Source organism: Lysinibacillus sp. EB271-A1-10B (assembly GCF_058791335.1).
On sequence record NZ_JBYTDL010000002.1, the window covers coordinates 327,829 to 341,264 of the forward strand.

Genomic DNA, 13,436 nt, shown 5'->3' on the forward strand with positions numbered 1-13,436 from the left:
CCTTCTGTGAAGAAGTTATTTTAGCCTCTCTCTTAAGATTATAGGGTAGGTGTTACCACATCTAATGAGAAAGGTTCGGATAAAGCTGCTTTTTTAGCATTTACATTATCCGGTTTCGATAGAACGTAGAGCTTATAAGACCCAGGTGTCGTTAAATTAAGCTTGATGGTTTCCCCAGAATACTCTTTAGAAACTGTATTAATCATATAATTCGAATTAAGATTATTTACACTAAAATCCGTTACAGTACTCGGAACTGCATAAATCTCGTACCCACTAATATTTCCCTTGTTGCTCGGTGTACTAAATGTGAGTGTAATTTCGTTAGGTCCAGGAGTAGCATTTGTAATCGTAGCTGGATTTACAGCTGTATCAACTGGATTTGACTTGAGTGTCACCGCGTTAGATGGCGTTGACAACGCATTGGCTCCCACCTTAGCAACTGTAAGTACTTTAGCAACATACGAGGTTCCTGCTTTGATTGGATCGCCAAAGGCGTCATTTGATACCATCAAGGTTTGTCGGATGTTGTTATTACCATTGGGTTTAATGATGGTATACAAACTGATATTTTGAATTGATTCTGCGCGCTGTTTAGTGAAAGTAGAGGCCTGCCCCTCTGGAATCAGAAACACTCTATACTCTAATACATTCTGCTCATCACTAACCTTCGTAAAGCTTACCTCGATATCAGTAGAGTTACTACTTCCTTTAGCATCCAAAGATACTGATCCTACTTCATCAACTTTTGCATTATTAACCAGTTTAATAACATCAGAAGGACCGGACAAGTTATACATTCCCTGGGAGCTTCCCGTACCTACTGACAATACATACACTCGATATTCTGTATCATTTTTAATCTGTTGGTTCTCAGTATCTTTATCACCAGCTTTCAAGATCGCACTATACTGACCTTTACTTATACTAGTATAAGAAGTAGCTTTAATGGCTTCATTTAAGCCAAAGCCATTCGCCTTTGACACAGGGACAACCAGAATACGGTAATTACTTAAATTCGATTCATCGGAAGGCTTCGTGAACAATACTTGTAAATCTCGGCCATCTCCATTATCACCAACATCGCTTGCTTTAACATTGCTTACCGCTTGAAGGGCTTTGTTCTTACTAAGCTTGATTCCCGATGCAGAAGATAGAGCATTTGGGATTGAAGAATTTCCATTCGCTACAGTCAATACATAGACACTGTAGCTTGTGCCTTCCGTAATGGAATTACCGCGAACATCTCGAGCCACATCTAACGTTCTAGTTACTGATTTATTTCCGCCCTTGCTCTCTGAGATGTAATAAGAGCTGCTATTAGCTTGCGATAGGCTGAAACTGCTGTACTCCGCTGTTGGGACAATCAAAATGCGATATTGATTGACATTTGTTTCATCGGAAGGTTTCGTGAATGATACCTGTATATCACGGCCATTTCCATAATCACTTACATCAGTAGCATTCAGACTAGATACAGCCTGCACATTGATGTTTTTACCGAGCGTAATCGTAGACGTTGGCGAGGACAGCACATTGCTACCGGAATAATTGCCATAGCCTACCGAGAGAACATAGACACGGTAGCTAGTTCTATCCGTGATATAATTGCCGCGCACATCCCGAGCATTTCCCGAGAGCGCCAGCCCATAATTGTTATTTCCTGACTTGTTCACAGTCGTATAATTACTGCTGGATACATTATTAGCATCCGACAGACTGAAGCTACTGTAATAAGTTGTTGGCACAACCATGACGCGATAGTGACTAATATTAGACTCATTTGCCGCTTTAGTGAAAGAGACATAGAGATCACGACCGTCGCCATAATCATTCACATCGCTGGCATTGAGATTCGATACTGCACCAACATTGCTACTATATAGTGTAATCGCATTGGAAGCCGACGATAATACGTTATTCCCTGAGTTTTTAGCTACGGCCATAACGAATACACGATAGCTGACCCCATTCTGAATGGCATAACCGTCTGTATCTCGAGCCCCTGAAGAGAGAACTTGAGAAATATTGTAGCCCGTCTTGTTCACTTGTGTGTAATTAGAGCTGGACAGATTGTTCGCCTTCGTCAATGTAAAGTTCGAATAGTTGTTTGCTCTTACAACAAAGATCCGGTATGCGCTAATGTTAGACTCATCGGATGCTTTGTTAAAGCTAACCCGCAGATCACGTCCATCCCCATAGTCATTGACGTCATCAACTTGAGTAATAACCGGAATAGGCAATGTATTCGCACTAAGCGTTACTGAAGATGAAGCAGAAGACAACTTATTACTAGCTGAAATAGTGTTGCTTACAGACAGAACGAACGCTGTATAAGGGACGCCGTTTTTAATATAATCACCGGAAGAGTCGCGCGACGAAGAAGTCAGAGTTCCTGTCAACGTGCCGCCATTGCTTCCCGATTTATTGACTGTCGTATAGGATTTACTAGTTAAATTATTCGCGCTAGAAAGGCTGAAATTGTTAGCATCCTTAGTCTTTACGATAAACACACGATAATTCGAAATATTATTGTCACTTTGTGGACGAGTGAAGCTAACCGAGATATCGCGTCCATCTCCAAAATCGCTAATATCGTTAATTTTTACATTTGTTACCTCTGTAACAGAAGACATGTTCGTTAAGGTAATCTTCTGAGAAGATTTCGATAATACGCTGGAATAAGAACCTTTTCCAACTGCAAGTACATACGCTACATAAGGCTCGTCATTTCTAATATAGTCTCCGTCCACATCCCGCGAACTTTGAGTTAATATTATGGAACGATTCGAGCCGGCAGGTGATACTTTCGTATAATTTGAAGCGGAGACCTTTAGGGCCGACGCCTGATTAAAGCTTTTTGAAGCCTTCACAACGAGAACCCGGTAATGATCCACAAGTGACTCAGTAGACGATTTGGAGTAGGTAACCTCCAGGTCACGCCCATCTCCTTGATTACCAATATCTCTAACCGACACATAGCTCGCTGGAGAAATACTGATATTGCTCGGAGTGTCAGATTTAATAGATACGATCTGATTATACGGGTTCCAGTCAACATCTTGACCAAGCGCTTCACTAACAAAGCGTACTGGCACCATTGTTCTACCATTTATTATCTGTGCTGGTACATCAAGCGTAACTCTCTCGCCATTAATAGTAGCTACCTTCGATTTGATCTTGAGAACTACCGTTGTACCTCCTTTAATCCCAGTAACGGTTTGATTCTTTCGATCCCAATCTACGTTTGCATCCAATGCCTCAAAGATTGCTCTAAGCGGCAGCATGACACGCCCTTGAACCATCACTGGCGGCTGGTCGGTCTTTAATTGAACCCCGTCCACATAAATAGTGATGGCCCTTGCCGCTTGAGCAGTTACTGGCTGCAGCAATATCGGTACAATAAGTATCGCTGCAAGAAACAAAGTCCATATTTTCTTCATAAATTCCACCCCTTCCGATACCCTTATATTAATCTGGCAATGATAAATATCATTGTATAATTAGTACGCACCAATAGGTGAAAAAGTTTCGTATTTTTACCTATATAAGAAAATTTAACCTGTAAGGTGATTCCATATCGGCCTTATTGGGCGTTTTCCTATATGAAATAATAAATGTACCTTCGTCGTGTCTTTCTCGACGTATTTTTCATAATACGAATGGAGAAGAATACATTTCTATGATTATAAAACGAATCGTAATGTAGGGATGATGACTTTCTTCATAATATGGGGGTCAAGTATACGAGGACAGACTACCGCCGTTGAAAGCGCTGGCTATTATCCCGGTCAAGCAGGTTGACAAGAACAATAGCAATTCAGCTGTAATTAAAAAGCTTGTCGCAATGATTAGCGACAAGCATTGCCGAGGAGTACAGTTTAAAATCCGACGCACTTTTACCGTTTTATTCCACTGTTACTGATAGCTCCTTCACAAGGAGGGAAGGGGAGCCGTACCCATCTGGTAGGAAGAAAAGCTCTGAGCTAATTTCTTCGATAGTATTTAAGAACTTAAAGAAGTTTCCGGCTATAGTCATTTGCTTCACAGGTGATGCAATTTTGCCATCTTGAATATGGAAACCTTTAGCTGCGACTGAAAAATCACCAGAAACCGTATTCGTTCCTGAGTGAAGGCCAGCTAATTCGGTAATAAGTACTCCTTCAGAGACTAAGGCGATTAACTCCTCTTGTGATCGATTACCTGGTGAAATATATAAATTTTGAGGTGCGATTGATAAAGTGCCTTTGTAAGAGTCTTTATGTGCATGTCCGCTCGTTTTGCAGCCTTCCTTCTTTGCCGTTTTTCTATTATGCAATAGTGTTTGCAGTGTTCCGTCTAAAATGATCGCCTGCTCCTTTGTTGCAACACCTTCACCATCAAAGCTTGCTCCTGATAAAGCTTCAGGATGGAATGGGGCATTCAGTAATGTCAAAGCATCTGACGCCACTTTTTGTCCGACTTTACCTTTTAATAAAGATTGATCTTTTTGTGCATTTTCTGCAGACAATATAGGCATAAAAGTACTTAGTAAAGATGCTGTCGCATCTGAGCGTAGGATGATTGGATATTTTCCAGATGGAATCGATTTTTCACCTAGGTTTGCAAGTGCTTCTTCGGCTGCTGCTTTGGCAATTTCATCAGCATTGAGAGAATGAAAATCACGAGTCATTTTCAAATAACTACCCGTTTTCAGTTCCTCTCCTTCTTTGACCACTGTGGAAAGGTAGATGACTAGACCATTCTCCTTATGTGATAGAGAAAGATTTTTACTATTCGCTAATGAACGTTCAGTAGTATATTCTTGAAGAAAACAGTAATCAAGCGTTACAATGCGCGAATCGTAGGCACGGATTTTTTGTTCAATTAAAAGTAGTAGCTCGATTTTTTCAGGAATCCCGATTGACTCTAATTCTTCATTGTAAAATTCATGTGGCGTGTATTCATTATTGCCTTCAAAAATATCTATGCCCTCATCTTCATCTAGAACGTCTGCATTTGCTTTTACACTGTTGATTAAAAAGGAAATAGAATCATCGTCTAGTTTCTCTGTATAGGCGTACCCCATTTTTCCGTTATGCAGCCCACGTAGACTTAGACCCCCATCCTCAGACGTTTCATAGCTATCAATCTGTCCTTCGTAAAGCATACATTGAAAAGAGCTTTTTCGTTCGAAATAAACTTCAGTCTCTGTAAAACCGGCTTCTATCGCCTGATCTAGTAGTTTTTCTTGATATTCAGCAATATTCATCAATTATTCCCCCTTTGTTCCTCCAACTGTCATTTCGCTAACACGAATCATCGGCTGACCAACATTGACAGGAAGACTACCACTAATGGATCCGCACATGCCAGCACCGTGCGCAAGATTATTACCAACACGATCAACTAGCTGCAATGTTTTTGCTCCGTTACCTATAAGTGTTGCACCACGTACAGGATGATCGATTTTTCCATCCTTCACAATATAAGCTTCCATAGCCGCGAAGTTATAGTCACCTGTTGATGGATTTACTTGCCCGCCACCCATATATTTTGCATAAATACCATATTCGGTAGATGCAATTATTTCATCAGGTGTAGAAGTGCCTGGCGCGATAAATGTGTTCGTCATTCGGGATGTTGGATTGAAACGATAAGATTGGCGACGTGAAGATCCAGTTGGTTCAGCATTCATACGGCGCGCATTAAATTTATCAATCAAGTAGCCTTTTAAAATTCCATTTTCAATTAAGATGTTTTTTCGCGTTTTTTCCCCTTCATCATCAATGTTAAGGGAACCCCATTCTTTTGGAAGTGTGCCATCATCAATATATGTAACAATGTCAGGGGCAACTTTTTCACCAAGACGATTTGCAAAAACGGAATTGTTTTTCGCGACGGCTGTAGCCTCAAGTCCATGACCACAAGCTTCATGGAATATAACACCGCCGAATTCATTATCAATGATGACTGGGAATTTTCCGCTAGGACATTCATCGGCATGAAGCATCGTGACCGCAATACGTGCAGCTTCACCAGCATAGTGCTCTAGATCTAGATTTTCGATAAATTCAAAGCCTGCATGTGCGCCAGGACCGTAGGAGCCAGTTTGCGTTTCTTTGCCCTCGGAGGCAGTTGCCTGGATAGTAAGTCGACTATAAATACGCGTATCTTCTACAAATTTTCCTTCTGAGTTGGCGATTAAAACATGCTGCTCATCGTCAAGATACCGAACTTTAACTTGACTGATACGTTCATCATAATTTCTAGCAATGTCATTAGCCTTCCGCATGATTGTTGCTTTTCTAGCATGAGCCACACTGTTTGGTAGGATGATAATGTTATGAACAGGTGTAATAATTTCTTTTTTTAGTGGTTGAATAGTTCCGGTAGCGCCGCCTTTAATAGCAAGTGCTGCTCGTTTTGCTGCTGCTAGTAAGCCTTCCTCTGAAAAATCGTTTGTGTACGTGTAGATGCTCTGAAGACCGGAAAAAATGCGTATACCAATACCAAAGTCACGACCTGAAATACTTTGTTCAATTTTTCCACTTAGCAATGTACATTCATTGACAAACTTATCCTCGATGAAAACTTCGGAAAAATCGCCACCTGTTGAAAGGGCAGCTTCAAGTACATTTTCAATAACTGATTGTTTTATCATATTTTTTCCTCCTTTTCTCAATTATACCAAGCAATCGGAATGTTCAGTGTTCGTATATTGGGATTAAATCTAGTGAAATTTATCACGTAAATTAATATATATTCTAATTGAGACGTTTTATGATAGGAGCGTTGGTAGGTAGGGCATATTTTTAATGAACATCTACACGAAAATCAAAAATTAATTATAATTTACTGCTTCTATCACCAAACTAATGGAAAATCAGAGGAAGGTGATGGAATGAAGCAGCAATATAATGCAGGGGATATTGTTTATATTTTTTATCGTCATCCATATTTTCAAGAAGTTGCGAACATACAGGAAGCGGCAGTTGTGAATAATCCGGATCACCCAAATGAACAGGTGCTTTTTCTATTTGAGACTTATTATCCGATAACAAACGATATTCTAATATTTACAAGCGAAATGGCAGCTGTGCAAGCTTATCATCAGTATTTTCACTGATAAAGGTTATGAAATGGAATTATTTTGTAGCGAGAGAAACTAGTTATAATTAATAGGTTTTTTCTCTAAATTTTAATACTGCGGAATCTCTTAGCTTTTTCCCAATTTCATTAAATTCCTTGGAAGCCTCAACCTCCATCGCATCTCTTATGCAACAATATCTCATTCTTATCTTTTGAAATGGATACTAATAGTTCTGCTACCTATTTTGTCTGTATAATCCCAGTTTTGATGGTAACGCTAAGCCGAGATAGTCATTCAAAAAGGGGAGAATCTATTTGTACTCATTTCAACCGAAATGTTTGTCGGAGCATGAAGAGCTTGAGGTTGTTATGCTTTGTGCGCCATCAAAATTAGATGTAACAGATTTAACAATAGCTGAAAATGTAGGGTGGAGTGCTACTGTCAATCACGTAAAAGCAATGGAGAATTTCATGGAATTAAAGACGACGCTAGAAAATGAAGGTGTCAAGGTTATTGATTATTCGAAAGAACTAACAAATGGTGAGAAAACAGTAAGTGAGCAGCTTATTAATAGGTACTTTGTACGCGATCTAGCCTGTGTTTTGGGAAATAGGATTTTCCTTGGAGAGGCGGGAAGCTCGCTAAGGCGACCGGAGTATCCACATGCGCACTCATTATTAGATAAATGGTTTCCAGCAAAAAATTTAAAAGTGAAACAACCTTCTACTGCTTTAGAATGTGGAGATGTAATGATTTTAAATAGGGATGCAGTGCTTATTAATATTGGTATGAGAACAACGTTAGAAGCTGTAGAAAGTATGAAGGATCACATCTTCCAAGAAGGATTTACAGAAATCGCGATTATTGATTTGCCGAGACGATCCGATACACTTCATTTAGATATGAATTGTAATGTGACAAACGCTAATCTAGTAATCGCTAAAAACTTTATGCGTTATTTTCCTGTACAGGTGTTAACGCCTCAAACAATTCGTTTCGAAATGACCGAGCAATTTTTAAATCATCATGGCTTTGATGTCTACTGGCTTGAAAAATATAATACAATCCCTGATATCAATTTTATCAATCTTAATCCCGAAACACTGTTGATTAGTAAACAAGCAACGAAGCAGCAATGGACGAAACATCCACTGTTACAAAAAAAGAACTTAATAGAAATTGAAGTCACAGAACTTGAAAAAGGCGGTGGTGGCATTCGTTGCATGACATTGCCATTGTTAAGAAAGTAAGCAAAAGGCAGGAGGGCTGATCAAAATGACATCTAAAACAAGTAAAGGAAGGTTGTCTTGGTGGCAACTTTCGCTTCTCGGTATAGGTTGTACATTAGGAACAGGATTTTTCCTTGGGACAAGTATGGCCATTCATAAAAGTGGTCCTGCTGTTTTAATTCCTTTTTTGTTAGCGGCGATTGCTACGTACATTGTCTATGATGCTCTTGTTAAGATGTCAGTTGACAATCCAGATAAGGGATCATTTCGTACTTATGCAAAGCAAGCTTTTGGAAATTGGGCAGGATTTAGTAATGGCTGGATTTACTTGATTTCTGAGATGCTTATTATGGGCAGTCAATTGATGGCGCTGGGTATTTTTACAAAGCTTTGGTTTCCAATGCTTCCATTATGGAGTGCTGCATCTATTTATGCTGCACTTGGATTAGCCGTTATTCTTATGGGCATGAAGGGCTTTGAAAAATTTCAAAATATTTTTGGGGCGTTAAAGGCTGCAGCGGTTGTCATGTTTATATTAGTAGCGGTTGTATTAATAATAAAAGGATTTAATACGGAAACTACTACACTCGATGCGCTGTATGCAAATTACGAAGAATTTTTCTCTCAAGGTGTGAAAGGGATTTGGCTTGGACTGCTATACGCTTTTTATGCATTTGGAGGAATTGAGGTTATGGGTTTAATGGTCATTGACTTAAAAAATCCTAAAGAAGCGCCGAAAGCTGGAAAAGTGATGATTATTGCTATTACTGTCATTTTTATAATAGCTATTATGCTTGCCTTGGCACTTGTTTCTTGGAAGGACTTTACTATTGAGGAAAGCCCATTTATTACAGCGCTTAATGGCTATCATATACCTTTTTTTGCAGATATTTTTAATGGTGTTTTAATTATTGCAGGTTTTTCAACAATGGTAGCCTCTTTATACGCGGTCATAACGATTCTTATTACACTCGCAGAGGATCACGATGCTCCAGCTTCTCTAGCGAAGAAGGGGAAAATGAAGATTCCATTTCCTGCATTTCTCTTTTTAGCTAGTGGTTTAATCGTAACGATTGTTATAGGATTCCTCATGCCAGAAAAGATATTTGAATATTTGGTTACAGCTGCAGGCTTAATGCTAATTTATAACTGGCTCTTTATATTAGTGACCTATATGAAGCTAATGGACCTGTCAAAGTGGGAGTATGTGAAGAATGGAATAGGGATGTTACTCATTGCGGTGACAGTGTCTGGAACGTTAGGGGAAAAAACAAGCAGACTCGGTTTTTTCGTGAGCCTGCTTTTTATCATCTTAATAGGGGTTGCGACTTGGATTGTAATGAAAAGGCAAAAACAAGGTAAGGAAGCTTAATGTTCTTTGTTCTGTGGAAAAATCAGAGAATTTTGCATACGTAAAAAAGGACATTTTGATGGACTAACATTATCATCGCTTAAAAAATACTGCTTCCATTCATTACTTCCTTCTTGCCCATACCATTTTAAATCAGGATGGGCAGGGATATCATCGTATTCGTTAATGCGTTGCCGAATAAGTTTCTTTAATTTTCGACCAAATGCAGTAGAGTCGTTTATTTCTTCAAATATCCAGCGTGGCTGGAATGCCATTAATAAAGTAGAGAAATGACGACTCTTTCTTAATTTGTGTGCGGGCGTTGCACAAGATACAAAATAAGGCTCACCGTTAAAACAAAATTCCCATTCATTATGTGATGGATCGGTTGGAATTTCCTTTGGCCAATCAATTTCATCGAATTTAGTTAAATTGTTTAAAACTGACCAAAATAAATTATTATAATCCGCAACGTCGAATTTATGCATCTCATTGGGCGTTTTGAAGAAAATGGTATGTGTTGTATAGTTGCCGAATGTTTGACAGTGCTTATTGTATTCCTTTAAGCAAAGTGCTAATGTCTTTATCGATTGTTCCTCTCGTGGATCTCCGATAAAACTGTAGCGAAGATGGTTCGATAAAAAACCTTTTCTTGCTGGAATACAGGGGAACGTATTTGCTTCATCTGCAACCATGGCAGCGAAGTCGATATATGCTGACTGTTGCCATAATGGAAGTGTTTCAAAATGTTCTTCGATCCACTTCTTGTCTAACACTGCTACTTCCACTTGAGTCTCCTCCTTCTATACATCCTTATATTATTAAATAAAGTGGGGATGAGTGACGATGTATAGGCATTAACGTTTTTTAAATAGGCTTATTACCATAACATGTGGTTGGTTTCCATTCCGGCTGGACGCTTTGTTGTTGCTGTCGCTTTGCTTTCGCACAGATAAAACATTTGTTGCTGCCGCTTTGCTTTCGCACAGATAAAACATTTGTTGCTGCCGCTACGCTTTTGCACAGAGCAAAGTTTCCTGGGGGCGTTCAGTCTCCATTCCAATCAACTTATACGCATGACATACGCTTAGCAAAATATGATTCCTGATTTTTAGTAAAAAGTAAATTAATAGTTTCAATTTTATTTATCATAGAAAACATGATTAATGATATGATATAGTCCTAATATTTCAATTAATTAACATAAAGAGTATTTATTTAGTGTAAAAAAATTAAGAAGTTGAAAAAAATCCAAGAAAGGATGATCAGGCATTTGATTTCAACTAATATAAAATTAACAAAGCGTATGTTAAGGATTATAAAGAATGCGGAAGAAGAAGCTTCCTCCTCACAGCAAAAATTGTTACGCCCAATTCATTTCCTGCTTGCTTGTTTCAAAGAAAAAGAGGGGGCACTTGGTGAATTAGTATTAAAATGTACTATCGATGAAGCGTCTTTAAGAAACTTGGTGAATGAATTTCATCAAAAAACAGAAATGAAAGTTACTAGCCATAGCTTATTTTCTATTCCAATATCAAATGATGTTTTAACAGTATTGGAACAAGCGATTTGCTATATGCGAAACTATAACCAGGTTTATTTAAATGAAGGTCACTTTCTTAAAGCTCTTATCAAGACGAAAATGCTTGAGGAATTCGTTTCAGAAGAAGATACGAAACTGATTTTAAAGCTTGCTACGACTTCGCGGGATATGGTTACTCATCTTCGCCATTACAATTTCCACGATGCGATTTCTACTAATATTCGTAGAGTCAACCGAGATGATAAAAACAAGCTTATTCATTTTGTAGAAAGTCATTTTTCGCAAGAGTGGTCAGAAACGATTAAAAGTGCATTTTTAAATACTACACCTTCCATATATGTAGCTTTTGATGATAGAGGAGATCTTGTTGGATTTGCTGGATTTGACATTTATCAAAATAAAAAATGTTATTTTGGCCCAATGGGTGTAGCGAAAACTAATCGGGTGAAGGGGATAGGATATTCCCTCCTTCATCATTGTTTAAAAGATATGAATGAGTTGGGGTATGAATATGCAATTATCGGAGGAGCGGGTCCAATCGAGTTTTATGAACAAGCTTGTAAGGCTGTTGTCATTCCTGCTACCGATTTTTAAGGAGATAAGAGATGAATATAGTTCAAGCAAACACTATTTCTCCAGCTATTAGAAAACTACTTTCATTTGCAACTTCGGATAAAAAAGTTCAACAAGAGTATGAAAAATATATACTTTTATCGAATAGGACTTTATATAGCTTTGAATCCGAAGGTGAAATAATTGGTTGTATTGGTATAGAACAATTCAATTTATCAAAGTGTGAGATTAAACATATCGCTGTATTAACTGATCAAAGAGGTAAAGGCATTGGCAATAAAATGATTAATTATATAGCAAGTAAGTACTCATCAATTGTTGCTGAAACGGATTGTGAGGCTGTAGATTTTTATCGTCGCTATGGTTTTTTCATAACTAGCCTTGGGGAGAAATACCCTGGTGTGGAACGCTTTTTATGTCAATATAATAAATAATGAAAAAACCTGCAATGCTTTTCTTATAGTGAAAAGCATTGCAGGTTCTTTTTATATTTTTGGATTAAAGACCTTTTCGTCAAGAATGTTTAATGCTTGATGAATGTCCACTAAATCATTTGTAGATACATGTTGGATAAGCTGCTGAAAGCGCTCTTCTATACAGGAGAATGCTTCCTCCATTATTTTTTCTCCTACTTCTGTCAGGCAAATATAGTGCTTTCTTCGATCCTCAGTATCGCTAATTTTTTCAATAAACTTTCTTTCCTGTAGTTTTCTTAATTCACGGCTTGTATTAGGTAAGGACATATGCTGGCAATCACTAATTTCTGTAGGTGTAACTGGCTGGCTTACCTTTATATATTCTAAAATTTTATATTGTACAGGTGTAATGTTATCGATTTTAACGTTTTGGGTTAGTTCGTGCGTTACTTGGTGTACCGCTGCTGTAAATGCTACGAACTGCTGAAATAATTGTTTTTTGTCCAAATGGGTTCACCTCTTACTGACAAGATAACAAAAAACTTATCTTAAAACAATTATCATTTGACAACTATAATTGGATAGTTTACTATTTTGTTATCAAATGATAACAAATGGAGGCGCGTAATGAATACATTAATTATTTATACATACCCCAATCATAAAAGTTTGAATTATGCTTTTTTACAGGAGGCTATTAAGGGCTGTCATGACAATCCTTCCATAAAGGAGACTCAAGTTTTAGATTTATACGAGGAACAGTTTAACCCGATTTTAGTATTTCATGAACATAAACGTCGTCGTGATATGTTTCGTGATCCAAAGCTTGAGAAATATCGTGAACAAATTAAGTGGGCTGATAAAATCGTTTTTGTTTATCCGATATGGTGGGGTAGACCACCAGCAATGCTTTTAGGGTATATTGATCAATTATTTGCGGCCAATTTTGCGTATAAAGATAAAAAGGGGCTATTTCCTGAGGGGCTTTTAAAGGGAAAATCAGTAGTGTGTATTTCGACAATGAAGGGGCCAACAAAGTATCCACTCTTATGGCTGAATAATGCGCATAAAGTATTAATGAAAAGAGCGTTATTTAATTATGTTGGCATTAAACAAGTGAAGTTTTTTGAATTTGGCAATATGGAAAGTAAGAAGGGGAGACAAAGCAAAAAACTCGAAAAAGTTTATCAATATTTTAGAAAAGTAGCTTACTAGTTCATCCGCCAAATAGACTCGTGCAGACAAAGTAAGA

General features: G+C 38.0%; 11 protein-coding genes. 6 read left to right on the plus strand and 5 right to left on the minus strand.

Features of this window, described 5'->3' with window-relative positions:
• Positions 1–38: 38 nt before the first annotated feature.
• The 3 genes from AC3WSK_RS04700 to AC3WSK_RS04710 form a co-directional block, all read right to left on the minus strand.
• Positions 39–3,443, minus strand: coding sequence for a stalk domain-containing protein (locus AC3WSK_RS04700; protein WP_492412710.1), 3,405 nt, complete (start codon positions 3,441–3,443; stop codon positions 39–41).
• 464 nt (positions 3,444–3,907) lie between these two features.
• The gene (locus AC3WSK_RS04705) at positions 3,908–5,251 is read right to left on the minus strand and encodes a TldD/PmbA family protein (protein ID WP_427482791.1); all 1,344 of its coding nucleotides are present in this window, start codon (positions 5,249–5,251) and stop codon (positions 3,908–3,910) included.
• Positions 5,252–5,254: 3 nt separating this feature from the next.
• A complete protein-coding gene (locus tag AC3WSK_RS04710; RefSeq protein WP_079559976.1) occupies positions 5,255–6,643 on the minus strand; it encodes a TldD/PmbA family protein in 1,389 nt (462 codons plus the stop codon).
• Between the two features lie 240 nt (positions 6,644–6,883).
• Between AC3WSK_RS04710 and AC3WSK_RS04715 the strand changes: the two genes are divergently transcribed.
• From AC3WSK_RS04715 to AC3WSK_RS04725, 3 genes are all read left to right on the plus strand, one after another.
• Positions 6,884–7,108 carry a transcriptional regulator SplA domain-containing protein gene (locus AC3WSK_RS04715; RefSeq protein ID WP_079559977.1) on the plus strand — a complete coding sequence of 75 codons (225 nt, stop codon included), beginning with the start codon at positions 6,884–6,886 and terminating at the stop codon, positions 7,106–7,108.
• A gap of 278 nt (positions 7,109–7,386) precedes the next feature.
• Positions 7,387–8,322 (plus strand): arginine deiminase family protein, encoded by a 936-nt coding sequence (locus AC3WSK_RS04720; protein ID WP_079559978.1) that lies wholly within the window; start codon positions 7,387–7,389, stop codon positions 8,320–8,322.
• A 25-nt stretch (positions 8,323–8,347) separates the two neighbouring features.
• Complete coding sequence (locus tag AC3WSK_RS04725; protein ID WP_492412713.1) at positions 8,348–9,673, plus strand: amino acid permease; 1,326 nt, start codon at positions 8,348–8,350, stop codon at positions 9,671–9,673.
• On the opposite strand, the gene AC3WSK_RS04730 is transcribed toward AC3WSK_RS04725, so the two are convergent.
• Positions 9,670–10,440 carry a YqcI/YcgG family protein gene (locus AC3WSK_RS04730; protein ID WP_427482784.1) on the minus strand — a complete coding sequence of 257 codons (771 nt, stop codon included), beginning with the start codon at positions 10,438–10,440 and terminating at the stop codon, positions 9,670–9,672. The two genes, AC3WSK_RS04725 and AC3WSK_RS04730, sit on opposite strands and share 4 nt — an antisense overlap.
• 452 nt (positions 10,441–10,892) lie before the next feature.
• On the opposite strand from AC3WSK_RS04730, the gene AC3WSK_RS04735 reads away from it, so the two are divergent.
• Together AC3WSK_RS04735 and AC3WSK_RS04740 are read left to right on the plus strand one after the other, a co-directional pair.
• Positions 10,893–11,789 (plus strand): GNAT family N-acetyltransferase, encoded by an 897-nt coding sequence (locus AC3WSK_RS04735; RefSeq protein WP_492412715.1) that lies wholly within the window; start codon positions 10,893–10,895, stop codon positions 11,787–11,789.
• 11 nt (positions 11,790–11,800) lie between these two features.
• Positions 11,801–12,202 carry a GNAT family N-acetyltransferase gene (locus AC3WSK_RS04740; RefSeq protein WP_427482780.1) on the plus strand — a complete coding sequence of 134 codons (402 nt, stop codon included), beginning with the start codon at positions 11,801–11,803 and terminating at the stop codon, positions 12,200–12,202.
• Positions 12,203–12,253: 51 nt separating this feature from the next.
• Here AC3WSK_RS04740 and AC3WSK_RS04745 read toward each other — a convergent pair whose 3' ends face one another.
• Positions 12,254–12,691 carry a MarR family winged helix-turn-helix transcriptional regulator gene (locus tag AC3WSK_RS04745; RefSeq protein ID WP_427482778.1) on the minus strand — a complete coding sequence of 146 codons (438 nt, stop codon included), beginning with the start codon at positions 12,689–12,691 and terminating at the stop codon, positions 12,254–12,256.
• A gap of 120 nt (positions 12,692–12,811) precedes the next feature.
• Here AC3WSK_RS04745 and AC3WSK_RS04750 point away from each other — a divergent pair, with 120 nt between their 5' ends.
• The gene (locus AC3WSK_RS04750; RefSeq protein WP_427482776.1) at positions 12,812–13,399 is read left to right on the plus strand and encodes an NAD(P)H-dependent oxidoreductase; all 588 of its coding nucleotides are present in this window, start codon (positions 12,812–12,814) and stop codon (positions 13,397–13,399) included.
• Positions 13,400–13,436: the final 37 nt, after the last annotated feature.

Bases quoted from the DNA above. Each gene is read 5' to 3' on its own strand.
- AC3WSK_RS04700 (WP_492412710.1), bottom strand. From the start codon at position 3,443: ATGAAGAAAATATGGACTTTGTTTCTTGCAGCGATACTTATTGTACCG.
- AC3WSK_RS04705 (WP_427482791.1), bottom strand. From the start codon at position 5,251: ATGAATATTGCTGAATATCAAGAAAAACTACTAGATCAGGCGATAGAA.
- AC3WSK_RS04710 (WP_079559976.1), bottom strand. From the start codon at position 6,643: ATGATAAAACAATCAGTTATTGAAAATGTACTTGAAGCTGCCCTTTCA.
- AC3WSK_RS04715 (WP_079559977.1), top strand. From the start codon at position 6,884: ATGAAGCAGCAATATAATGCAGGGGATATTGTTTATATTTTTTATCGT.
- AC3WSK_RS04725 (WP_492412713.1), top strand. From the start codon at position 8,348: ATGACATCTAAAACAAGTAAAGGAAGGTTGTCTTGGTGGCAACTTTCG.
- AC3WSK_RS04740 (WP_427482780.1), top strand. From the start codon at position 11,801: ATGAATATAGTTCAAGCAAACACTATTTCTCCAGCTATTAGAAAACTA.
- AC3WSK_RS04750 (WP_427482776.1), top strand. From the start codon at position 12,812: ATGAATACATTAATTATTTATACATACCCCAATCATAAAAGTTTGAAT.